Source organism: Vibrio tubiashii (assembly GCF_028551255.1).
Taxonomy (GTDB): domain Bacteria; phylum Pseudomonadota; class Gammaproteobacteria; order Enterobacterales; family Vibrionaceae; genus Vibrio; species Vibrio tubiashii_B.
In genome coordinates this window covers 287279-311111 of sequence record NZ_CP117031.1, presented here as the reverse complement: position 1 = coordinate 311111, position 23833 = coordinate 287279, and the positions used below count along the sequence as shown (strand labels likewise).

Here is a 23833-nt window from a genome sequence, read left to right as displayed (position 1 = left end):
TGGGATTAATGCTTTTTTACATCCATGATGACCTCATATGTTCTGGTGTATAATTAACTTGATGATGAAACCCCAAAAAAGAGCGTTCGATGCGAAACAGATATGATACTGAAAACGGCGATATCGACTTCGGTAAGTGGCACACTTCATAAAGCAGACCTATTAGCACTTCATGTATCAAGCATGGCCCTGTCAGTATGAGAGTTACGTCTGTCCCTTGACCGTGAGTGATTGAGTCAAACCGATATCTGTCTAATCGAGCAAGATACCCATCAACGTTCTTCTTTGTCGATTCGGTGGAAAAGAGCAGATTGTTACTCTCAAGGTATTTATATCGACGGCTCATTTCACGCAACACTATACGGGTGGTTCGGCTGCCCTTGTGCGCGATCAGAACATTATTATTCACCTCATAGTATCGATTGATCGTCGCAATTTTCATGATGTCGCGATGCACGCACACAGGGGGCTGAGAAAACAGCGCTTCGACCCGCTTTACAGCTTGATTTTTTAGAGCGTCAATAAATTCGTCGTTCCCTACTTGTTCTTCAATTTTAGCGACGCACACATTTCGTTTCGCGGAGCGTTGCTTGAGCTTTCGAATCTCTCGTAATAGGTATTCAGATTTCAAAACATCGACGATGTTTTCGTTTCCCGCCCCATGACGTAGAGTGAGCCCTCTATACACCAACTGATGAGATGGTAAAGTATCAACATCAACATACATTCCACCATCTCTGTACAGCAGACTTAATCTCAATATATCCGAAGCACACGCTGCGTTGTGTCTAAGCGTTAACTCATTAAAGTACATACGTCTAAGACGCTCGTCATAGAAGATGTCATCAAATGATCTTATATCAATAATGTTAACAATTTTTCTTAATGCCTCGATTTTAAGCCTCGCCAGTTTTAGCGCAGGATTTAAATCAATACCAATCGTACTGGCAATATGGATAAGGGCTTCATCAAATGATTGCCCTATAGAAACAAGAGTATCGATTTTTTGATAAAACTGGTTTTGATATTCAACAATCACGTCTGCGGGCGTTGTATCATTAATGCAATAACAAGCATTAAATATTTTCTTTAGATGGTTAAACAGTAGAAAATGACCATCAACATATATGTTGATTTGATATCTATCTTTGAAGCAATCTTGCCAAATTTCAATATACTCTAATGCACGTGAATTTAATGTTCCAATCCAAATAAAGAATATACGTTCTACTTCAGTTATCTCACTCTTTATTATTGTTTGCTTTTCATTTATGGAATCAATAATTTCAATAATTTTACTTTCGTTATCAACATCTGCATAATCGTCTATTGAATTAACAATTTTATTAAAAGAAATATTATTGTAGATGTTCATAACTCTATTGTTCTTGTTGTTTACAACGATTTATAAACTGCCTCAAATTGCACAAATCAACAATAACCACATTAAATATATTGCTATTGTGTGATTTGCTCAATAAATACTATGAAATATATTGATTGTACTGTTTATAGTTTATTACTTATTTATATATGCATTGGTTTGTCATGAAGATTCAAGTTCTAATAAGTCTTTTTTTGACTAAACAATCATTAGCCTCAGCCTGTAGAGAACGGTCAGGGACCATGCGGAAATGGGTCCTTCGCAGAGACGTCTAAACCAGTAAACGCCATCATATCTAATGCGAAAGTATTATGATTGGCGGTTGATGAGCGTTAAAGGGGGGCCCAATGAATTACGGATACGGGTGGGGATCGAGGGTAAAGTCGACTGAGCCTTCAGGCAATCAATTGTTACAAGCACATTCGGAGTGAATAGTATCATTCACTCCGGGCCGTGGTTTCTTCCAGGCACGGTGAGTACCCGCGAGTATTTAGGGAATAAGGCAGTATGAGCGTTGTGATGCGAAAGCCATGACAAAGCTTCAGCACTTGACGCTAGTGGCTGCGAACAACAGGCTGAAATTCTGTAATTGTTAGCTGCTTCTTTTCTGCGTCAAGCCTCGACATGTTCGAGACTTGACATGAACAGTCAACGGCTGCTCGCGAATACTGTTGCAGAGCGGCTTTCGTCATCCCAAGCGCTTCACCAATGTTGGGATCATAAAAATCAATTTTCCCGCGTTTTCTTACGTACATTGCAGTCGCATGCGAACCACTCGACACGTAGTAATAGTGGTCCTCTTTCAGGTTGGCGTATGCATTGCTAAATGGGTAACGACTCGTATCGATTCTTCCTGTTGGTTTACAGGTACCAGTTAGAGCAAGCGTCAGTTGGTCTTGCAGTCGATGCGAGCGTTCTATGTCCGCTTTTAGACTCGCAATGATTTTACGTTCTTTTTCCGGAGTAATGAATGCCTCAGTGCGGGCACTGTCTAGCGTGCCTACCCAGTTATTGCCCGCAACACGGTACTTGGTCCATTCAATGGCTAACCCTGCGCAAACACCAAACCAAAAAGCCGGGCTGATCCCATTGGCTCCCATGGTACCCCATAAGAGGGAATGCTGGCCAAGGTAGTTGATTTGAGCTCGGCTTTTCTCCGCTGCTTTAACGAATTCTATCTTATACAAATACAACGCCTTTTCGAGCATTGCTTTCTTGTTTTGGTTCATACCTTTACCGTCTTATCACAAGGCCAATTTAGCAACATTGGTCTCAACACTGAGAGGGTTAATACTTACGAGTGTTATCACGTAAAGAGCGATACTGCGACTCTAGGAATGCATCGCTGCTCGATATCTTCACCCCATACGCCTCCGAGTATTCTCTGATGTAAGCGCCCGATTGCTTACTCAATTCATTAATATAATGAGTGCCCCGATCAAATGTATTTTGCGACACCAGCATCCCATTTTTGTCGAGTAGCTTGAGGAAGAGGTTTGGATGATTGACCAATCCAGAACCCATGACGATCGCCGCAATAACCGGCGTATAAATCACCGAGTTTTGAAACCACTGTGCAAACGATTTATTGTCATTCAAGATGCTACTTTCTCCGGCATTTTGCTTTGACCATACCTCTTGGGCTTGCTTCAAGATCTTATTGACTTGATGAGACTGAACCACTTTATCAACCAGCCCAATTACTCGCTCTAATAAACCCGACAGAACGCTCACTAAGACCCCCACGCCACTGCCTAAGGTCGAAGTTTCGGCGGCCATCTTACCACCAGCAATACTGGCTTTAGCGACCCCTCCCGCGAGTCCTGCAAGTGAATGCCTGGCCAAAGCCTTCGAGATACAGGCAGGGTGCCCATTAAGCAATTCCACGCCAACACCTTTGTACATTTGCGTCATAAAATCTTTCGCTTTGTACGTTGCGGTTTTGACTCCTTCGTACATATCCGCTGCATTTTGTACATAGCTCCACCCTGAAACTGCCGTGGTAATGTTATCGGCGAATTCCGCAGCAAGCCAAACACCCAGCTCAGCCGCCCAAGTCGCGGTAACAAACCCAGGGTACTGCTTACGCAGCCTATCGATCATTCCACGAAAAAAATGAGCCAACTTATCTTTAATCTTATCCAGGAAGGCGGAGATTTTTTTGCCAACTCGACCAACAGCTTGAATTGCTTTCGACCCCGCCTTGGTCTTCCCGACGAGGCTGAGACAACCATTTTTAATGTCATCCAGTGGCGTCAAATTACCTATGTAGTTGCCCACTAACCCTGAATCAAAGGACAAAGCCTGCTCGATCTCTGTATTTGCTAATGCAAATACGACGGAATGCCGAGCTTCGTCTAACAGTTTAGCTTGCGGACCAAACGCATTATTTCGTGTATTGCCATACAAGAGATCTTTGACGTCTCTTTTTACTTCAAGAAACGCATCCACGACACTCTTCTTGATTTGGTGTCCACCCATAAAAGCTCCTAGTAACTATCTCCTATCAACAGATAGGTTCCGATGAGGATTCGATGCCAAATAAAATTCTTCCCAGACAACCGCGATGTTTCGTCTGCGACGCAGTCGTAGGGTTTATGACAATTGCAAAGGTCGAGATAGAACGCGTCTCTGATGATTGACACCATCAACCAACAAAACTATCAATGAGCAATATTTGAGTCACTGAACGTGATTGTACCTTCACGTATGATTTCAAAAAGTGTCATTTCAGTCTTATGTCATCAGGATTTAGGCCAATGCAATTGCTTGCTTTCTCATGCACTAACCCTGAACAAGTCACGCGGTTTGTACACTATTTCGAGTCAATGAAACTTTGTATTCTGTTTGGCATATGGAGGAGAAAATCATGAATACATCAAACGTCAGATGGGGTATCGCTGGATTGGGCAATATTGCGCAGCGATTCGCGGTCGCCTTGACCAAACACTGTGACCATGGCGAGCTCTACGCCGTTGCGGCTCGTAGCATCGACCGAGCCGACACTTTTCGCACAACATTCGGCGCTGAGAAAGGCTACGGTTCTTACCAAGAATTGGCCGAAGATCCCGATGTCGATGCCATCTATATTGCTACGGTACACCCCTACCATCGAGCGCTGACTGAGCTGTTTCTTCGCCATGGAAAGCATGTGTTGGTTGAGAAGCCCGCGTTTACCAACTTGGCAGACTGGCTGGCGATGAAAACACTCGCTCATGCGCAAGGGCTGTTACTGTTGGAAGCCATGAAAACCGTCACATTCCCTGCCTATCTTGAGCTTAAACGCTACCTAAAGGAACACGCGCTCCAAGTGACTAAGATTGATGTCGCGTTTGGTAACCACCACAACTATGATCCTGACCTATTTATCTTTAACTCTGCGCTTGCAGGCGGGGCAACTCTAGATGTTGGGGTTTACGGTCTTTGGTTGTATTTTGATCTCTGCGATTGTTTGGGAGTTGAACCAGCCGAGCCACTCTTCACTGCCGTCGCAGAACTCAATGAATGTCAGGTCGATACGCGATCTCAATTTCAACTTCAAGGTGCTATTCAAGGAACGATCCACACATCGATCGTTGAAGACCTCCCTCGTTCAGCCACCTTATGTGGTGACGATTTTACTGTGGTTATTGCCGAAAAGTGGTGGAATCCAACCCATATTGAGATCCACCGACTCGGTAAGGTAACGTCACTGTTCTCTCCACCAGAGGGCAATGGGTTTGAGTTTGAAATCGATCACTTCTCTGAGTTAGTCTTACAATCAAAACTAGACTCTGAACTTATCCCGCAGCGTATAACAGAGCAGGTCTTGACCACCGTAGAACGAGCACTAACCCACGCAGGTTTTGCCCATCTAACGCGATGCAATGAGCAAGAAAACAAGCATGAAAAACCTCAAACGTAAACTCGAGTTATACGAGCAATTGTTTCGAACTTTCGGCCCAGGAGAGTCGCTCTGTCAGATCTCACAACTGGCTTCTTTGTGGCAAGTGAGTGATCGCTACGTCTTCACTTTACTCAAATCGTTCGAGGCGTCGAACTGGATCTCGTGGCAAGCAAGCTCTGGTCGCCATAAAAAGGCGGCGTTAACCTGCCTAATCGAACCCATCGAAGCATGCCATCAACTTGCCCAGCCTCTAGCAGAGCTGGGCCAAATTGAAACATTATTTAATACTCTCAGCTTTGGGGGTCGACAAGCTGGACATGAGCTTCAGGTATTCCTGAATGAAACTCATCGCCGTCTTAAACGCGTGGTCTTGATCCCCTTTCACCGTCGCATAGAGCCCTTACATCCTCACCGAGTCTTACGTCGAACAGAGCGTTTCTTAGTGACCCAAATCTACCAACGCCTTACACGCGTCGTTGATGGTGAGCTTATTGGGGATTTAGCCTTTCACTGGCAAGCAAATACAAGTGGGACACAATGGTATTTTCAACTGCGACACGAGGTACAATTTCATGATGGTCGAAACCTCTCAGCCAGTGATGTAGTTCGCTGTCTTGAGGCGCTTGTGAACAGTGACGCTTGGTCTAGCAGCTATCAGCACATTGCGTCGATCAGAGCCCCCACAGACAGCACCGTTCAGATCACATTAAACCAAGCGGATTGGCACTTACCCCGGCTATTAGCCCGTGCGGAAGCCTCCGTGTTTAGAGTCTATTCTTCCGGCGCGTTCACTGGCTCTGGGGCATTCTCCCTTGATGTATTTTCATCCAATATGCTTCGATTGCGCCGAAACACCTCATACACCTATCAGGTATCAATTTTAGATCGTATAGAGCTTTGGTTTTACCCGGAATGGGCACCCCAAAAGGCCTGTACGCATAACCAGATACGCATGCAACTGCCCGAAACAACCATCAAACATGCGCTGCCTGACTGCGCTACGTTCATGCTTATCCAATCAGGGGCTCAAACTACAACCGACCCGCATTTGGTGGTGGAAGACACCACCGAATCGAAGCAATTAGGCCAGCAGATTGCAGCCCCTAACGATCCTATCATCACGATACCTTATGGACACTATCGAGCGACGCCTTGTTCAACGGTGTGCAGTATTATTGAAGAAAATGATCCGTACAGTGCCTGGCTCATTTTCTTAATGCGATACCCTTTCCGTTGTTCAATGCTGTCGACCGAGACACTATCGCAACTCCATCATCACCTCCGGGCCATACGCCAAGAGTCGGATTTTTCACGCTCACAAGTTTTGCTATCGCGCTTGATTGACGGGTTATGTGAACAAGGTGTGATCACAATCCTCAAACAAGAGCCTTTTGTACTCGAACTGTCTGAACGCTTACAAGGCTGCCAAATTAATGGATACGGTTGGTGTGAGCTCAATACCCTTTGGCCAAAGGACATTCGAGGGTAGAGCCCGCTTCTCATGATGCACTAAGTACTTATCAACACTCCGACCTTTGCAAAGCAACAAACATTAATATTCATTAATACAGTGACACCTCAGCGGCTTACCTGTGAGATAGCGTACACGTTTATCTGAACTGGAGAAGCCAAATGCTCGTGCCCAGCGATCGAATCCAACAACTACTGGACAACGCAGGTGTCAATATCGATGGCCCCAACGAGTGGGACATCAAACTCAATGACAAAACGTTACTTCACTCGCTAAAATCATTGAATTCACTCACTTTAGGCGAAGCATTTGTTCACAACCAGTGGGATTGCGATGCCCTTGATGAGCTCACTTGCCGGATCGCCAAAAGCGAACTTTATCCCTACCTTTACGCCCACTCATCACCGCTCTGGCGAAAGTTGACATCGCTGTTGGCAAAGCGACAGAGTGTCAAACGCAGTCAACAAGATATCCAGTTTCATTACGACTTAGCCGATCCCTTTTATAAACAATTGCTCGACCCCTTGATGATCTACTCATGCGCCTATTGGCAAGACGCCACCACACTACAAGACGCCCAAGTGAAGAAACTGGACCTGATTTGCCGCAAACTGGATTTAAAACCAAACATGACGGTGTTGGATATTGGATGCGGTTGGGGCGGATTATTGCGTTACGCTACGGAACACTACGGGGTAACGGGACTCGGCGTGACCTTGTCTCAAGCTCAATATCAATGGGCGCGAAAAAACCTTAACCACCTGCCCATTGATTTCGTCCTATCCGACTATCGTGATATTCCTGGGATCCAACAGTTCGACCGTGTCGTCTCAGTAGGGATGCTCGAGCACGTAGGACCGGCTAATTACTCTCACTACTTCAATATCATTAAAGAACGTCTCAGAGAGGACGGTCTTGCTCTGATACATACCATTGGCAACAACCAAACCGGTGATACGGACCCTTGGATACATAAGTACATTTTTCCTAACGGTTACATCCCTGCACTCTCGCAGTTAGCGGTTGCCTTTGAGCAAAGTGGTTTGGTCCTTGAAGACCTGCACAACATTGGGCCACACTATGATCCGACGCTCATCGCTTGGTGGCAGCAGATTGAGTCGTATTGGCCCCAAGAAGCCTCCGCACAAGAACGTCAGCAGAAACGGATTTGGCAGTTTTATCTCCTTACCTGTGCGGGGTTGTTCCGCGCTCGTGCCCTCCAAGTTTGGCAATGCTTTTTTACCCACTCGGGACATCCTCAACCTAGCACCACGCGTTCAACATGAGGGTTCACTCACACAAACGGCAGCGAATTTGAGGCGGCGAGCTTGACTTTGAAGCTTACGCGACAGACAGCATTGATCCCCCGCTCGCGCACGATCGGTATGATTGCCGCAAGCGGCACCACGCTATTTCTGAGCGCAATTGCGCGTGTAAACCCACCAACATCCTACAACCGAAAAAGAGAAATGAAATGAAGACAATCATCCAGACCGAACTCGCTCCCACAGCGATCGGCCCATACTCTCAAGGCATGGCATTTGAAAATCTTATCTTTACGTCTGGTCAACTGCCGCTTGAGGCGACAACGATGGCATTAGTTGAAGGTGGAATTAAAGCGCAAGCTCGAATGTCATTGGAAAACCTGAAAACCGTCTTAGAGCAAGGTGGGGGCTCACTAGACACCGTGATCAAGACCACTTGCTTCCTCTCTAGCATGGAGAACTTTATTGCGTTCAATGAAGTGTACACGGAAATATTTGGCACCGAGAACGCACCAGCACGCTCTTGTATTGAAACGTCTGGTCTACCAAAAGAAGCGTTAGTCGAAGTCGAAGCGATCGCTTACATCGAGTAATCACGTCGCCGTGCTCCAGCGTGGCCTCTGGCCAATGACCTTTGATATCCAGTTTCATTGGCCAGAGGTATGATCTCGCTGGCTCACTGATTTGACTTAAAGGCTGTCATTGAAGGGAAGTGGGGCGAGGCATGACGTCCGTTGCCAACGTTCAAGCACTTCAAACAGGCCCCCCTGATTGCTATCAATCATACGCGTCAATAAACGCTTGAAGGGCTCGCAGATCGGTCACCTCCAACCCTCTAGGCCCTTTTTGGATAAAACCTTTGTCGAGTAGATCATTGACCGCTCTTCGATACACTCGGCTCGATGTACCAAAACGTTCTGCTTCTTGATTCACTTTATCGAATCCCCCTAACCCGGTGTTGGTTTGAGTTTGCACCAACAAGTCGTACGCAATATTGTAGGTAATCGAGTGTAAAAGGCGGTGGGTATAAATGCCCATAGAATCTTGGTAATCTTCGGCCAAAGCGGACGCAAAAAAGAACATCATCTCTGGTTTCTTATGCAACGCCTCGGCAAGGTTTTGGATGCAAATGACATCAACCTGCATGTGTTCATCCGCCACCACGTTCCATTGACAAGCGGTTTGGGTGAAAAACTCCATCTCCCCAAAAATATGATAGTCACAACGCACTTCCCCCAACTGAAAGCGTCGCCCATTCGCCGCCGAAATACTCATTGACACTCGCCCTGCGGGGACCACATAGAGGTGCTGCAGTTGCTCCCCTTGCTTCAGGATTTCATCATTGATATCAAAATACCGAGAGCTGACTTGGTGTTGATAGATGAGATCTTTAAACTCGGAACGCTTTTGTCTTAGATAGTCCTTAAAACGTCCGCTTGGGTACGGGGCGATTTTCATAGTAACGGTCTCTGAATGCTTGGCCTGCTGTCGAAGTTACTCACGATTGTAGCGGATTGAGCTCAATAAAAAAGCGATGGTCTTCCATCGCTTTTTAACAAGGTGATTCTCACTGTTATTGAGTCATTAAGGCTTCTAACGCAGCGAATGAGGCAAGTCGTTCACCGCTCATCATGACGTCCGCCTCATCAACATACTGCCCAACCCCCTCTTTTACATCTTGTTCGTACAAGACAACATTATTGAGGATAGACGCAACGTGAAGCCCTCTTAAGCGTCCGACTGTAAACAGCGCAGATGTCTCCATGTCTGCTCCCAATATGCCTTTGCTATTCCAGTATCGACAAATCGCCTGCTCATCATCAGTATAGAAACTATCGTGAGAACGCACCGCGCCCATATGATATGGAATGGGATGCTGCTGTAAGAATTGCTCGAGCTCTTTAAGCAGAGAGAAACTTGCGTAAGCTGGAAACGACGGTTTCACATAAGCGGCAGATCCGCCCTCATCTCGAACCGCCGCTTCCGCGACAATCAATTCACCAAGCCCAATGTGTGTTTGCATCGCACCTGCAGAGCCAACTCTTACAATATGAGTTACCCCACAAAGCTTTAGCTCTTCGATCGCAATGATCATTGAGGGAGCACCGATGCCTGTACTACAGACGGAAACCGCTCGATCTTTATACGTCCCCGTGAAGACGCGATACTCTCGATTGTCGGAGACAAGCTCAGCATCAGTGAGCAAACGCGCAATGCGATTGGCTCTATCAGGCTCGCCACAAACAATAACCAGAGGCGCAATTTGCGTTTCATCTACACCAATATGAGGTTGCTTTACCATCTTAACTCCTAAGAAGCCGTCGCGTGAGTCAAGGGGGTAGCGCTATTTCGTTTCGCGGTGCGAGCCCACTCACGGGTGCCGTTTGCGGCAATAAACATCAAGATAGCGTATTGAACGGACATGGCATAAACGCCCTGAGTTGCATAGATACCCACACTGATAATGTTGATCACAATCCACAGTATCCAGTTTTCAACATACTTACGTGTCATCAGTATTTGAGCAACCACGGACAGCACTGTCATTGTCGCGTCCCAGAATGGAAATGCATCAGGTTCGAGGACCGGTTCTGCGAGACCCGCCCCGAATACATTGAGTCCATCAACGGCAATATTGGCTAACGCAAAGAAAAATGGGTCGATGTACAGTGTTAACAGTGCAATTGAAATCGCACAAGCCGCCGCAGTTGCCACTAACTTATTTCGGCTCAACCAACGGACTGCCAAGGTTTCACCTTGCTCGTTAGGGCGTGTCCACGCATACCAACCGTAAAGGTTGGCACAAAAGAAAAACAGTTGAAGAAGCAATAGTCCGTATAACTGAATTTGGAAAAATATTACCGCAAACAAGGTTACATTCAGTAATCCAAACAGGTAGTTGATCGTTTTCTCTTGGCTTGCAAACCATATACACAGCAAACCAAACACAGTACCGAAGGCTTCAATCCAGCTCATGGCGTAGCCACCCCCAATTGGGATCTCGACGAGCGTGTTATTGATATCAAGTAGAGTGAATAAGTCCATCAAAAGGCCCTTTATTGTTTTTTCGTTGCTTCTATCCTATTGCGCCTAATAAAACAAAAAGGAGGACATTTGTCCCCCTTAAATTGTGCACGATCATAAATCAGAACAATAACTACCCGAAGCAAACTATTAAAACGCTGAAATGCATATGGGTTTACACCGTCACATTGAAGTATGAGTGGCCGGGCTTAAAGCACAACAGAATTTTGGACACTTCTGTGTCAGTGATTGCACTAACTTAGTTTTTAACGGATTACCTGTCGTACTACAAAGCCTTTAAAGTTCATTCCCCCCCACTAGGAGGTCTCGTGTACATAAACTGGAGCTTCCATAGTACGATGAGTCATAGCAGTACAACTGCCATCTTTTCGATTGATGGCCTTGGACTGTTGGCTTGTACCGCAGTGTCAACTCACAAGTGAGCGTCTATTTGGCTGAAGGTGGGGTCGTATGGATTAGGAACTCGATCGCCCGTCCAATCACCACATGTTGAGACGTAATCACATAACCGGAGCGAGAAGAATAGGCTGCGAGTGGTTCAATACATCAAACGACTCTTCATGATCAAACGTTATCGTTACTTCAGTACTTTGCCTAACCGCTACATCGCCAAAGTTCACAAGGGCACGTGTTTACTACGCGCACTCATCGACGTAATGCTTATATTACTAATATAAAATCTAATTTTGTGAGGTTACTAATTTCTCGACAGGCATTTACGCTGCCTATAGGATTAATCTCAATCATCATTTAGACCCAGTGCAGTAACCTATGTGGAACCAAAAATTTAAGCAAACTCTTGTCTTACTCTCTCTGTCGTCTCTTCCTTTTACGACAATCTCAGCGCCTAATGAATCAGCACTTTGGTTTACCCAAACCGATATCGCTCTAGATTCTCGTTATCAAACGGTTCTGCTTGATAACGGGTTGCGCGTTATCACCGTTGAAAACAGCACGCCCAAACAGGGGCTATCGATTCGTATGTTTGTGGACGCAGGCTCATTTCAAGAGAAAGGTAAAGAGCCAGGACTTGCACACTTTTTAGAGCATATGGCATTTAATGGCTCAACTCATGTTCCAGAAGGCGAAATGATTTCAATGCTTGAAAGGCACGGTTTAGCTTTTGGCGCAGACACTAATGCCACCACAAGTATGACCAACACTAATTACCGACTCGATTTACCTAAGGCAGATATTGAAAGCATTAATACGGCATTATTTTTATTACGAGAGACGGCTTCTGAGTTAACGTTGGATCAAGGCGCAATAGATAGGGAGCGTAAGGTCATTAAGTCTGAAGTTCGTGAGCGTCAATCGGTAGGGCTGGACCGTTTCCTTGACTCTTCAGATTATATTTATGCAGGAGCAAATCTACCCAATAAAATTGGCCTTGGGACAATCAAAGGGATGGATCAAGTCACCCAAAAGGACCTAAGAAGTTTTTATCAAACTTATTACGCGCCAAGGAATACAACTCTGGTTTTGGCTGGCGATGTGAGTCATGACGTTATGCTTGAACGCGTTAAACATTTCTTTTCTGACTGGCGTAATAAAGAGTTTCAGCCCGCTGTTGACCCAGAGTTTAACGTCGTGTTGCCGAGTAAAGTTGAAGCGAAAGTGTTTACAGATCCAAATGTAGAGACGCGAATAGAATTTAACTTTCTCGCGAAGGAGTCTCCTGAAGCCAACAGTAAGGCACTCAATCTAGAGTACTGGACTCACTTACTGAGCACTAGGGCTTTGATTAATCGTATTGACACATTAGCGTACGAAAGTGGCGGTCGAATTCTGTCACCGAGTATGTCATCGGAGATAAGCTTAGAATCTGTTCGTGTAAGTCAAATCGGCGTGACAACAGCGGATAGAGATTGGGAATTTGGCCTCTCAACACTAGAGCAAAAATTACGTCAAGCGGTTGAGTTCGGTTTTACCGAAGATGAGATCAAGAAGCAGCTTACAGCGTTAGAAAATGAACTACAGCTTAGTGTTGAAACGGCTGGGGATTCGTCAAGTGCCACTCTTGCTAACAGAGTCATGAATGCCGTTGATAGTGGTTACGTTATCGCATCACCACAAACCGACCTATCCATATTCTATGAACTACGAGACCAATTGACCGTTAAATCAATCAATGAGGCCTTTCGGAAAAGGTGGGCATCTCAACCACCTCGCCTCTATTTAACCGAGCGTAGCAATGCCCCAGGCCTTGAGAAGACGTTGCTTGAAACATACGCGGAAAGCCAACAAACTAAGGTAACGCCCTATGTGGAGAAGGCTGCCACTGAATTCGCTTACCAGAACTTTGGTAAGCCAGGTAAAGCTAAGCTAATTGGCACGTCCAAATATGGACATATTCTTCGCTATCGTTTTGATAATGGTGTCATGTTGAATATTAAACAGACCGATTTTGAGAAGAGCGTTGTATACATCTCTGCCCGTGTTGGTAAAGGGCTGATGTCATTAACTCAAGAGCAATCTGCTCTGATTAATCTGTACAACGTCGGCATGTCTACTGGTGGGCTTAAAGCTCATGATATTAATGATTTGAAGCGCATATTTGCAGGCACGACCATGGGCCTTGAATCCACGGTAGAGACTAACGCATTTGTTTTGAAACAGGCAGTGAAAAATGAAGATGCGCTTAATCAACTTAGGGTATTTGCCGCCTTAATGATTGACGGTGGCTATCGTGAACAAGGCAAGTCTTTCACGCTACAAATGTTAAGTAATTACTTAGAAACCTACCAGGAAAGCCCAGAAGAAGTTCAGGCTGTTAATATTAGGTCCAAACTGCATGGTGGTGACTTGCGATGGGTCGAACCTTCCATGAAAGAGCTAGATGCATTCTCTATGTCTGACTTGAAACCGATAATGGATAATGCCATTTCGAATGGCCCAGTAGAGATCGGTATTGTTGGTGATATTTCTCCTCAAGAGGCGATTGACTACGTGGCCCAAACTTTTGGTGCATTAGATATTAAGGCAAACGCAACAATAGAGCGTTATCAGGTAGAGTTTCCAGCAATTAAAAAGGAAGATGTTACTTGGTATCACAAAGGTGAAAAAACAACAGCACTTGCAAGTAGCTACTGGGATCTGCCTGATGCTCGTAATACGAAACAAAGCTTACACTTTTTGTTGTTGGAGAACGTCATTCAGCAACGCGTAACAAGAGAAATCAGAGAGGCTATCGGTGCCGCTTATAGTCCTTGGTCTGGGCGCACGCAATCTTACAATTTTAAAAACTTCGGTTATCTAACAATCAATAGCAATACGACCATCGCTCAAGTTGATAAGGTTTTTTTAGCTTATAAGAATGTGCTGAAGTCGTTGCAAAGTGAGCTGATCACAGACGATGAACTTAAGCGAGCAGCGACGCCAATTATGGACGCTGTAGATCAGCAGGTAGAAAGCAATAGTTATTGGTTCGACTTAACTTCAACAGCGCAAACTTACCCGGATATAATTGAAGCCGATGGGATCACTGCGCAAGAATTAGCTGCAGCAACAAAAGAAGATATTTTGGCAGCAGCTAAGCTCATTGATGTCGACAATGTACTTCAAGTAAGAGTGCTTCCAGAAAAATATATTGACCAGTAAAACAAGCTCTGGCTGGGCAAAAGCAACGCTGTTGGGGTGCGTTTAATCCAATTTGATGAGTGTTACTTTTGTATATTGAGTTAACTGCTCAAGGATGAGCTTCAATGACGACAACAAAGGCCCGACCTATTCAGGCCTTTGTTGTTTTCTGTTCTGACGCATGCATGTTTAAAAGCACAGGTGATCCAATGTGTCCTACCCGTTTTCTTATGCTGATATCCCGCCCATTGCAATAGTGCTTATCCTAAAGCAACTCACTAAACCTAAATTCATAGTGGCTGCTCACCGCCACATGCAAGCCTTTAGACGCGTCTAGGGGCTTTTTCATTTCATATGATTGGTATATTTTTGAACTCACTTTTACTCTCACGATGCCTCTGTCGTGAATATACAAGCTTGGTCATGCTGTGAGATAAGAACAAATAAGTCATATAGCGCTTTGGATTAACGAGTCGAATCAGTTGAAACAAAGAAAGGAACAGTTTTAAGTTATGATTAGCTAGGCATGCCTGTCAGAGGATAACGCCTTGTCATATATGGCGTCGTTGCTCTTCAAGCTCATTGGCTCAACAACGCCAATGGCAACGAGCAAACTAAACATAAGTAACTTAAATTACACTTATAGATAATTTCTTGTACCGCCACCATAAAAGTGAGTTATAGTGAACTTATATTTAAAGACCAACCTAACCGTGATAAAAGTACATTAAAAGGCACTTATGAAAAAAGGTAAGATGGTAAAAGCGCAACCTATGCCTGATTTGAATACCGAATTCAGTATGGAAACGCTGGGGAGCGCCATTCGCTCAAAACGCACCGATAGAGGCTGGCGTATTGACGATCTCGCTGCAAAAGCCAATTTATCTCGTCGAACAGTGATGAAGGTAGAAAAAGGCGATACCAGTGTCACCTTTGCCAATGTACTTATCCTCATGGATATCTTAGGCCTATCGTTACGCCTTATCGACTTAAACCTATTTGTTCGTCCACATAGCCACTCCCCCTCCCAAGATGAAAACAGCGTGAGCAGCAATGAGGATGGTTGGTATGAGTAAGTTACAACGGTTAGATGTGTTCATCGGTACGAATACCAAAATTGGCCGTTTGATCCTTCCTGTCGGAACCGAAGCAGAGTTCTCCTTCATCTATGAAGAGGAATGGAAACACACTGGTTTCCCGATTTCGCCACATATCCTTTTCGATGATCAGGCTTCACCGCGCAGTATCGAGAACTATCTCAGAAATCTCCTTCCTGAAGGAGAAGCCTTTGAGGAGATGATACAAAACACGACGATCTCCAAAAGCAATACGTTCGGTCTGATCCGTAAGCTTGGTGCGGAAACATCAGGCGCATTATCTTTTCGAGTTCCAGGCTCAGCACCTCAGGAAACCAGTTTTAGATCGGTACCTGATGATGAACTAATAGAACGCCTCGAGCGAAATCTAGCGCCATTAGTGTATTGGGACGGTAAAGTGCGCCTTTCGGTTGCTGGAGTTCAAAACAAGTTAAACTTACTTAAGCGCGGTGAAAAATGGGGATTTGGTGAAGGCAAATTGAGTTCGAACCACATTCTGAAGTTTGAAAGCGGTAAAGCACCGTGTATTGCTGTGAATGAGTTCTTTTGTATGACATTGGCCAAGCTCGCAGGCTTGGATGTCGCTAATGTTGAGTTAACTCGCATTGGGAAGACTAGAACACTGATCATCGAGCGGTTCGATCGTGCCTATATCGACGCGCGTAATGTCGTTCAACGAAAACACGTGATTGATGGCTGTCAGGCGACTGACTTACCTCCAGGGTACAAATACGAGCGTCAGAATGGGGATGAAGGCGATGGCGTGTATATGCGTGATGGCGTTTCTTTTCCACGCCTACTCAACGTCAAGACCATAGACACGGTCATCACTAACCTAAAGCTTACCCAATGGATGCTCTTTAATCTAGCCACTCTAAACTACGATGCTCATGGTAAAAATATTAGCTTTTTCGTGCTCCCTAAAGGCCTTGAACTGGCCCCTTTTTATGATCTCGTCAACATAGAAGCTATTGCTCAAGAGGGCGCAAAACGCAACTCACGAAGCGGTAAATTGTCGACTCATGAGGGGCGTGCCGCCAGTATCCCTCAATGTCTTGCAATGTCGATTGGCGATTGGCAAAGCGAAGACTTTCAAAATCCGCCGAAAGGTAACTTCCAATGCCCTATCACCAGCTATGATTTAGCTGAGTTCGGTGCTCTGCTCGGCTATTCAGGCACCAAAATGGCTTCCATCATGGTAGAAACCGTTGGCGCCATAAACAATGCCCTAGAGGAAACGGTTCGACTGACCCAAGCTCAAGGAATCGATGATGGAGAGCGTGAACACATAGAACTGTGTGTCTCACTCATCCAAACACAATGTGAATACTTGCTAGCGCAAGCCGACAAGGTGCCAGAAATGAGCGAGCTTCTTTAATGGTAAATACAGGGGCGACCATAAATCTAGATATCTAGTGAAATCTGAGCGTAATGATAAAGGTTGAGCCGACACCAAGCTCTGATCTTAAACGAATCGCTCCTCCGATGTTATCGACGATAGCTGCGGCGAACGAAAGGCCAAGTCCATAGCCACTAATGTTACTGCGGCTGCTATCAACTCGATACAAACGCTCAAACACCAGATCATGATATTTGGGTTCGATACCGATACCCGTATCGGTCACTTGGATCACCGCTTCCCCATTCAGACTTTGCTCTGCTTGGATGGTTACCTTGCCTTTTGGATTGGTGTACTTAATGGCATTGTCGACTAAGTTGACCAGCACTTGGATAAGTTTATCTGGGTCTGACACTATGTTGAGCTCATCACTCACTATAGCCTCTAGGGCAATCTCCTTTTCTTCGGCTACATCTTCATACCAGCTAACGACATTATGAATCACTTCTGACAGATTGGTCGGTGCATAATTGGGCAGTTGCTTTCCAAGGATTTCATCATTGAGCTTCATCAGTGTGGTCAGCATATTGCTTGCGAGCATAGCTTGTTCGGCGCAGTCAGAAAGCGCATCACTCATTGCTTGTGGGTCATCATCGTTCATTAACGCCGATTGGGCAGCGAGTGTGATACGTGACAAAGGCGTGCGAACATCATGAGCAATAGCATCAACAGTCGTGTTTAACGTTGTCGTAACGTGCTGCAGTCTGGCTACAGTGTTGTGGACGCTCGTATTGATCACATCCAAGCCTTGCGGAGACTTTTCGGGAAGCTCTGGGATGTCCAACTTGCCGTGCTTGAGTTTGTCTAAGAGCGAACCAAGCGTCACCAAGGGAGACATTGCGTCAACAATGACTTTACGTGTGAATAGAGTCGTCACAATAATCAGGACAATTAGTGCTGCAAAGGTAATAGCGGATTGGTTAACAGCGACAAAGTAGCGAGACTGGTTATCTAACACGAGCCAGAATGAGTAATCTTCACCGGATATTTGGCGTGTCATATAAGGGTTCACAAAAAACGCCTCTATCCAAAACTTATCATCAATTACATAGTGAGAAAACGGTCGTTCTGTTGAAATGCCTGTTCGGCCAGCGACAAATTCAAGGCTTTCCAGCTCAGTGTTTTTAACCATGTAGGCAGCAATATTGTTACTGAGTAAACGTTGTGGGTTCGCTTCTAGAACATGGTGTAAACGTTGCGCCGAATCGTAGGTTAAAATTCTCTGATATTCAGTCGCCATTGAATTAAGAAGCTTTTTTTCGACCCGATACAAATCGAGAAAGAACAGCGCGCTGACAGCGATTTCAACCACCATAAAGCAGAGCAACAGTATCGCCATGAAGCGCATCAAAAGGTTGGTTTGCGCTCTATTTAACGCTTGCTTTACATTATGACTTGAGGACATAGCCCACTCCTCTCAACGTGTGGATAAGAGGGCTCGCAAAGCCCTTGTCTACCTTACTTCTTAGTCGGCATACCAGAACATCAACGACGTTGGTTTGAGGATCAAAATGATGGCCCCAAACATGCTCTAGTATGGCGGTTTTGGATATGACAGTTTCTTTATTCTCAAGCAGAAGTTTCATCAGCATGAACTCACGTTGATTAATAGCAATCGACTGCCCATCCCGCTCTAAAGTGTGCTTGAGTAGGTCGAGAGTTAAAGGGCCGTAGCTGAGCGCTAATAATTGTGTTGCTGCTGGTTTACCACGACGAGTCAAGGTATGACAACGCGCGAGGAGCTCAGGAAAGGCAAAGGGCTTAACCAGATAGTCGTCGGCCCCCGATTCCAACCCTTTCACTCGCTCTTCAACGGAGTGTTTGGCGCTCAGAATGATAACGGGCACGGTATGGCCTTGTCCTCTGAGTTCGGTCAATACTTCAAATCCATCCTTGAGCGGCAGCATGATATCGAGAATGACCACATCGAAGTCTGCTGTTTGTGCCTCATGCAGCCCATCGATACCATTGGTTGCATGCGTGACAGTCATCGCTTCTTGCTGGAATCCATTCACCAAAAACTTAGCGATATGCATATCATCTTCGATCAAAAGTAGTTTCATCTATTGTCCATCGCTCTATTTGTACTGCGCTCGAAATATACTCTATCAACATCCTTGCCTGAATATAACCAACATTACAGCTTTGTAATGTTTGGGAAAGCCTTGTGTAATTGAGCATTCGTTAAGATGGTCTCCATCAACTACATGATGTCTTAACGGAGTAAAACATGAAAACAATCAAAATCGCATCAATCGCCGCAACGCTCGGTTTCGCAGCGTTATCGTTCAACACTTCAGCTGCGGATAACAAGACCGTTTCAGTGACACAAATTTCGTCTCAGTTTGCTTTTAAGTTGGCACAAGAGGCTGTCAATCAATGCAGCGCAGAGGGCTACAAAGTGTCTGCAACTGTCGTTGATCTATCGGGTAACGTTGTAGCTCAGCTACGTGCTGATGGCGCGGGTATCCATACTCTAGACAGCTCACGTAAGAAAGCATTTACCGTGACAAGTATGAAGCAACCATCAGGCAACTTAATGAAGACAATCGCTGAGAAACCAATCCTACAGCCTTTGCAGTATATGAATGAAAACCTACTGTTCCTGGCTGGCGGTGTACCTGTGGAATTAAACAAAGCGATGATTGGGGCCGTGGGCGTTGGGGGCGCACCAGGTGGTCATCTGGATGTGGCTTGTGCGGACGCGGCGTTGAAAAAACTTCTGTAATCTATGGTTGTATTCGAGCACTTCATCGCCACTGGTGGAGTGTTCGTTTTTAATGTCAGATTCGCTCTATTCTCCTGCTCAATTTCTAGTGCCACCACCGCAAAACGTTTCCCGATATTCGCTTTTTATTTCCCGATATTGCTATTGTTAACATAATGCTTAAATGAGAATGCCTCCCATTAATAAGTCATCTATGCATCTAACGGACAAGATGAGCGTCACTCAAGTACTCATTTCATTATTTAAAAGGCAAGAAAAGCACATCACTTATACCAGTATTAGTGCTGTGCGTGTTCGCAGAACTCACCGCTTGGATTAGCTTATACGTCGCATTGCGCAATGGCCAGAGAACCCTAAGTCTGTATTTCAACTTAGCCCTTATGACCATCGCAGTCTGTGCACGCTACTTTTTCTATGCGATGTCGGTCTGGCAGGCGCATCTTGCTGCTTATCAAATTATTCAGAAGCTCGTTCATGCTCTGTCTGAAATGCCAACTGCTCCCCTGATGCAATACCATCGTGGCGATTTAGAAAAACGACACGTAAGATCGTAAACGAAAGAAACCGTTTGAATTTCCAAACACCGAACTTCGTGAGCCATCTAAATTGGCGAGCAGCCCACCAGAAGACAGTATAGATTTATAATTCTCTAGAGTAGTTGTGTGAAAAACTGACACGCTCATTTTACCAACGAAGTCTTCAAAATCATCGACTTTCAAATTGCGAACTAACATATTACTCTCATCAGCTAACGCTGATTAGACGACAAATTGTCGTCTTTCATCCTTCAATGTTGCTGCCTTTTCATATTTTCTCAACTGAGAATCAATAAGTTATTCCACATGTAGGGAAACTAAGTTGCAAGATGTCGCCTAATAACGGGAACGCAAAGTTATCAACTCAATCGGATAAATTTGGTTAGGCCAATAGATCCACAATCGCTTTACCGACGCCGTACGCACTGGTTGGGTTCTGACCTGTGACAACTCGATCATCGACAATCACAAGTTCTTGCCAAGGCTGCACTTTAGAATAACGCGCCGCACCGCGTGCCAAAGACTCTTCCAATAGGAAAGGAATGTCATTAATAGTGCCAAAATCGATCTCTTCTTCGCGCGTGAAACCTGTCACTGACTTAGACGCAAGTAGCTTTTCGCCATTGCTCAGCGTAACTGGCAGCAGAGCACCTGGACCATGGCACACGGCCGCTACAATGCCGCCATCCTCATAATGCTTAGCCGAAATTTTTGCAAAGTCTTCGTTGCTCGCCAAGTCAGAAAGAAGACCAAAGCCACCTGGGTAGAAGATAGCGTCATAGCTGTCACCGTTGACCTGTGACACTGGAATTGTGTTGTTGATACGGTTTTGGAAATCGTCATCCGCTAAGACTTTTGCATTGACTGCGTCACCTTCGATATCCGTTCCATATAGCGGAGCTTGGCCGCCTTTGATTGAAGCTATGTCGTAATCAAAGCCTGCCCCCAGTAGCTCGCTAAGTGCATGAGTAAGCTCCGGTGCGTAAGTACCGTTGGCTTGATCCGTTTCGCCTAGCGTCGCATGGTTAGTCACAATAATGAGTACTTTCTTCATGATGATTTCCTTTATGGCTTATGTGTATTTGTTGAACACCTTTATATTAATAACCAAACAAATGAGTGATAATCCACTAAATTGAGAAAACATTATTGCTATATAGCAAAGGTGAGCATGGAGAGTTTTGAAGGCATCAACGAGTTTGTTTCGGTTGCAGAGAGCGGAGGGTTTTCAGCAGCAGCAAAACAGTTAGGTTGCAGTACGAGCCACGTTAGCCGGCAAGTGACAAGGTTAGAGGAGCGATTAGGCGTCGCCTTGTTAGCGCGTTCGACAAGAATGGTGAGCTTAACGGAATCAGGGCAAGCGTATTACCAGCAGTGTAAGGAGCTAGTCATTGGGTTGCAGCAAGCCAACGAGCAACTTACGACACAACAAACGCAATTGAGTGGCACGCTAAGAGTGAGCGCAGCTGGCGCGTTTTCTGAAAACTACGTGGCCCCAGCGTTGATGCAGTTTGCCAAACAACACCCCAATTTAACGATAGAAATCAACTTCAATACCAGTATGGTTAATTTTATTGAAGATGGTTTTGATTTCGCTATTCGTTATGGACGACTGAGCGATTCGGGGCTGGTGGCGAGAAAGTTAGTAGACAGGCCAATGGCCGCGGCGGCTAGTCAAAGTTACATTGATCATTATGGGTTGCCAGCGCACCCCGAGCAGCTAAAGCGTCACAGTTGCATTGTTGCCAATAAAGATGTTTGGCAATTTCAAAAAGAAGGTAAACCATTAGATGGTGTGAAAGTACAAGGCAGATGGAAGAGCAATAATGCCTATTCCGTTGTACAAGCGTGTGAAGAAGGGTTAGGCGTGGCGTACCTACCGAAAAGCAGCTTTAACGATGCAATTTCATCAGGACGCTTAGTGCCAATTCTGGAAACCTATTGGGGAAGTGGAAACAGCAGTTGGATTGTTTACCAAAACCGGCATTTTTTACCATTGAGAGCACGGCTAGCGATCGACTTTTTACTCGACCACTTTGCTAAATGGCAGGAATGAAAAACTGATAATAAACAAAGATTATCCAGCTTAGAATGGGGCAAAAACCATTTACGTGAGTTTGAAGATTAACTAGCAGTGAATTACTAAAATATGGAAAATCGGTAATGTTTGATAGCACAGTTCAAATCCACTGGAACCATAGTTAGTTCAACAACAATGCTTAAGTATATCTGTTCACGAAGGCAGCTCCGGAACTAACGAAACTCACAAACATTGTGGCACCGACATATCAGAGGTTTTGTCGATGCTTTTCCCCAGTTGTGATTACTTAGCTAATTGCTGTTCGACTAAGCGCATACCGGTACCCAAAATATCGTCATTCAAGCCGTAGTGCGGGTTATGTAGCGCAGTTCCACCACACTCTCCAATACCATTACCAACGAGAATGTAACACCCTTGAATGACAAAGGGGCGCAAACGTGTTGACCATACCGGCAGAATGTCAGACAAGAACTACTGACGCGTTGACGGACAGAAATGAGTTAGAACCTCAATTTAATTCGATAATTATCGCATTGCCCTAAATATAGAAAACCAGCGATATCCCTTCAATTTCTTTCTTGTAAGACTATTCAGTATCACCTTTATTTCACAATATCTCTTGAAAACTTTAGTACATTGTACGTAAACTAGTACAGCGTACTAATATACGTACAATGTACGACTCTAGGGGGACGACTTGGTAAAAACAAACATTAGAAACTCACTCTCTCAGAAGCGCATACTTCAAGTTGCGGTGAAGTATGCCGACAAACACGGAATTGACAGTCTCAACATGCGTGAGTTGGCAAAGCTACTGAATACAGGGCCGATGTCTATCTATCACTATTTTTCGAACAAAGAAGAGTTACTCGATGAAATGGTGGAGTGGGTTGCAGCTAAGATACCTAAACCAAACCCTAGAGATCCCTGGAGGAAGGCTATCACTGACATTGCTATTGCAGCGCACCATATTTTGATGAAGCATGCGTGGGTGAATAGTATCTGGTCAACGCAAAAGCTAGGGCCAAATAAACTTATGTTCATGGAGTCGATCCTAAGGGTGCTCAGAGAAGGTGGCTTTTCAGTGCCTCTAGCGTGTGATGCCTATCATGCCATCGTCATTCATATTGAAGGCTTCACACTTCACGCTGTCGGGTTCCCAGTTAAAGCCAAAGATGCTCAGTCCGTTGCCTCTGCTTTTCTTGAATCTGTTGAAGAGCCTGAGTTGATTCCCTATTTTATTGAGCACGTACAGCACCATGTTGGTCAACAAAGCTGTGGCGATCAGTTTGGGGCGACACTCGATATGCTTCTTGATGGGTTTGAAGCGCGATTCAATCACTCATAGAACTCACTTTATCGCCAGTTCCACATCAAAGATTGATTAACAACTAACAATAAG

At 45.1% G+C, this 23833-nt stretch carries 20 protein-coding genes and 1 pseudogene; 11 read left to right on the top strand and 10 right to left on the bottom strand.

Features of this window, described 5'->3' with window-relative positions:
- Positions 1-16: 16 nt before the first annotated feature.
- From LYZ37_RS24315 to LYZ37_RS24305, 3 genes are all read right to left on the bottom strand, one after another.
- Entirely contained in the window at positions 17-1375 is a 1359-nt protein-coding gene (locus LYZ37_RS24315) for a TcdA/TcdB catalytic glycosyltransferase domain-containing protein (RefSeq protein ID WP_272788487.1), read from the bottom strand.
- Positions 1376-1938: 563 nt separating this feature from the next.
- Positions 1939-2613, bottom strand: coding sequence for a YopT-type cysteine protease domain-containing protein (locus tag LYZ37_RS24310; protein ID WP_049845166.1), 675 nt, complete (start codon positions 2611-2613; stop codon positions 1939-1941).
- A gap of 58 nt (positions 2614-2671) precedes the next feature.
- The gene (locus LYZ37_RS24305) at positions 2672-3865 is read right to left on the bottom strand and encodes a hypothetical protein (RefSeq protein WP_272788486.1); all 1194 of its coding nucleotides are present in this window, start codon (positions 3863-3865) and stop codon (positions 2672-2674) included.
- Positions 3866-4253: 388 nt separating this feature from the next.
- Here LYZ37_RS24305 and LYZ37_RS24300 point away from each other — a divergent pair, with 388 nt between their 5' ends.
- From LYZ37_RS24300 to LYZ37_RS24285, 4 genes are all read left to right on the top strand, one after another.
- The gene (locus LYZ37_RS24300; protein ID WP_272788485.1) at positions 4254-5288 is read left to right on the top strand and encodes a Gfo/Idh/MocA family protein; all 1035 of its coding nucleotides are present in this window, start codon (positions 4254-4256) and stop codon (positions 5286-5288) included.
- Entirely contained in the window at positions 5269-6759 is a 1491-nt protein-coding gene (locus LYZ37_RS24295; RefSeq protein ID WP_272788484.1) for an ABC transporter substrate-binding protein, read from the top strand. The genes LYZ37_RS24300 and LYZ37_RS24295 overlap by 20 nt, the downstream gene beginning before the upstream one ends.
- Before the next feature lie 143 nt (positions 6760-6902).
- Positions 6903-8027, top strand: a complete 1125-nt coding sequence (gene cfa / locus LYZ37_RS24290) for a cyclopropane fatty acyl phospholipid synthase (protein ID WP_195877679.1) — start codon at positions 6903-6905, stop codon at positions 8025-8027.
- Positions 8028-8215: 188 nt separating this feature from the next.
- Complete coding sequence (locus LYZ37_RS24285; protein WP_272788483.1) at positions 8216-8599, top strand: Rid family detoxifying hydrolase; 384 nt, start codon at positions 8216-8218, stop codon at positions 8597-8599.
- Between the two features lie 184 nt (positions 8600-8783).
- Here the strand turns inward: LYZ37_RS24285 and LYZ37_RS24280 are convergent, their stop codons facing one another.
- The 3 genes from LYZ37_RS24280 to pnuC form a co-directional block, all read right to left on the bottom strand.
- The gene (locus LYZ37_RS24280; protein ID WP_069669880.1) at positions 8784-9464 is read right to left on the bottom strand and encodes a Crp/Fnr family transcriptional regulator; all 681 of its coding nucleotides are present in this window, start codon (positions 9462-9464) and stop codon (positions 8784-8786) included.
- 115 nt (positions 9465-9579) lie between these two features.
- A complete protein-coding gene (locus tag LYZ37_RS24275; RefSeq protein WP_004744171.1) occupies positions 9580-10308 on the bottom strand; it encodes a nucleoside phosphorylase in 729 nt (242 codons plus the stop codon).
- An 8-nt stretch (positions 10309-10316) separates the two neighbouring features.
- Positions 10317-11051 (bottom strand): nicotinamide riboside transporter PnuC, encoded by a 735-nt coding sequence (pnuC, locus tag LYZ37_RS24270; protein WP_004744170.1) that lies wholly within the window; start codon positions 11049-11051, stop codon positions 10317-10319.
- Positions 11052-11822: 771 nt separating this feature from the next.
- Here pnuC and LYZ37_RS24265 point away from each other — a divergent pair.
- The 3 genes from LYZ37_RS24265 (at position 11823) to LYZ37_RS24255 (ending at position 17105) form a co-directional block, all read left to right on the top strand.
- Positions 11823-14651, top strand: a complete 2829-nt coding sequence (locus LYZ37_RS24265; RefSeq protein ID WP_272788482.1) for a M16 family metallopeptidase — start codon at positions 11823-11825, stop codon at positions 14649-14651.
- Between the two features lie 719 nt (positions 14652-15370).
- The gene (locus tag LYZ37_RS24260) at positions 15371-15706 is read left to right on the top strand and encodes a helix-turn-helix domain-containing protein (protein ID WP_272788481.1); all 336 of its coding nucleotides are present in this window, start codon (positions 15371-15373) and stop codon (positions 15704-15706) included.
- Positions 15699-17105, top strand: a complete 1407-nt coding sequence (locus tag LYZ37_RS24255; RefSeq protein ID WP_272788480.1) for a HipA domain-containing protein — start codon at positions 15699-15701, stop codon at positions 17103-17105. The genes LYZ37_RS24260 and LYZ37_RS24255 overlap by 8 nt, the downstream gene beginning before the upstream one ends.
- Positions 17106-17139: 34 nt before the next feature.
- Here LYZ37_RS24255 and LYZ37_RS24250 read toward each other — a convergent pair whose 3' ends face one another.
- Both LYZ37_RS24250 and LYZ37_RS24245 read right to left on the bottom strand, forming a co-directional pair.
- Entirely contained in the window at positions 17140-18531 is a 1392-nt protein-coding gene (locus LYZ37_RS24250) for a sensor histidine kinase (protein WP_239826667.1), read from the bottom strand.
- On the bottom strand, positions 18515-19189 hold the full coding sequence (locus LYZ37_RS24245; protein WP_272788479.1) for a response regulator: 675 nt from the start codon (positions 19187-19189) through the stop codon (positions 18515-18517). The genes LYZ37_RS24250 and LYZ37_RS24245 overlap by 17 nt, the downstream gene beginning before the upstream one ends.
- Positions 19190-19356: 167 nt before the next feature.
- Here LYZ37_RS24245 and LYZ37_RS24240 point away from each other — a divergent pair, with 167 nt between their 5' ends.
- Together LYZ37_RS24240 and LYZ37_RS24235 are read left to right on the top strand one after the other, a co-directional pair.
- Complete coding sequence (locus tag LYZ37_RS24240; RefSeq protein WP_004744164.1) at positions 19357-19854, top strand: GlcG/HbpS family heme-binding protein; 498 nt, start codon at positions 19357-19359, stop codon at positions 19852-19854.
- Positions 19855-20144: 290 nt separating this feature from the next.
- On the top strand, positions 20145-20408 hold the full coding sequence (locus tag LYZ37_RS24235) for a hypothetical protein (protein WP_272788478.1): 264 nt from the start codon (positions 20145-20147) through the stop codon (positions 20406-20408).
- A gap of 364 nt (positions 20409-20772) precedes the next feature.
- Here LYZ37_RS24235 and LYZ37_RS24230 read toward each other — a convergent pair whose 3' ends face one another.
- Positions 20773-21444, bottom strand: a complete 672-nt coding sequence (locus LYZ37_RS24230) for a type 1 glutamine amidotransferase domain-containing protein (protein WP_171381493.1) — start codon at positions 21442-21444, stop codon at positions 20773-20775.
- A 117-nt stretch (positions 21445-21561) separates the two neighbouring features.
- Between LYZ37_RS24230 and LYZ37_RS24225 the strand changes: the two genes are divergently transcribed.
- Positions 21562-22446 carry a LysR family transcriptional regulator gene (locus tag LYZ37_RS24225; protein WP_171381494.1) on the top strand — a complete coding sequence of 295 codons (885 nt, stop codon included), beginning with the start codon at positions 21562-21564 and terminating at the stop codon, positions 22444-22446.
- Between the two features lie 267 nt (positions 22447-22713).
- Here LYZ37_RS24225 and LYZ37_RS24220 read toward each other — a convergent pair.
- Positions 22714-22851, bottom strand: a pseudogene (locus LYZ37_RS24220) (amidohydrolase); the annotation flags it as partial.
- A 277-nt stretch (positions 22852-23128) separates the two neighbouring features.
- Here LYZ37_RS24220 and LYZ37_RS24215 point away from each other — a divergent pair.
- Complete coding sequence (locus LYZ37_RS24215; RefSeq protein ID WP_171802452.1) at positions 23129-23779, top strand: TetR/AcrR family transcriptional regulator; 651 nt, start codon at positions 23129-23131, stop codon at positions 23777-23779.
- Positions 23780-23833 lie beyond the last annotated feature (54 nt).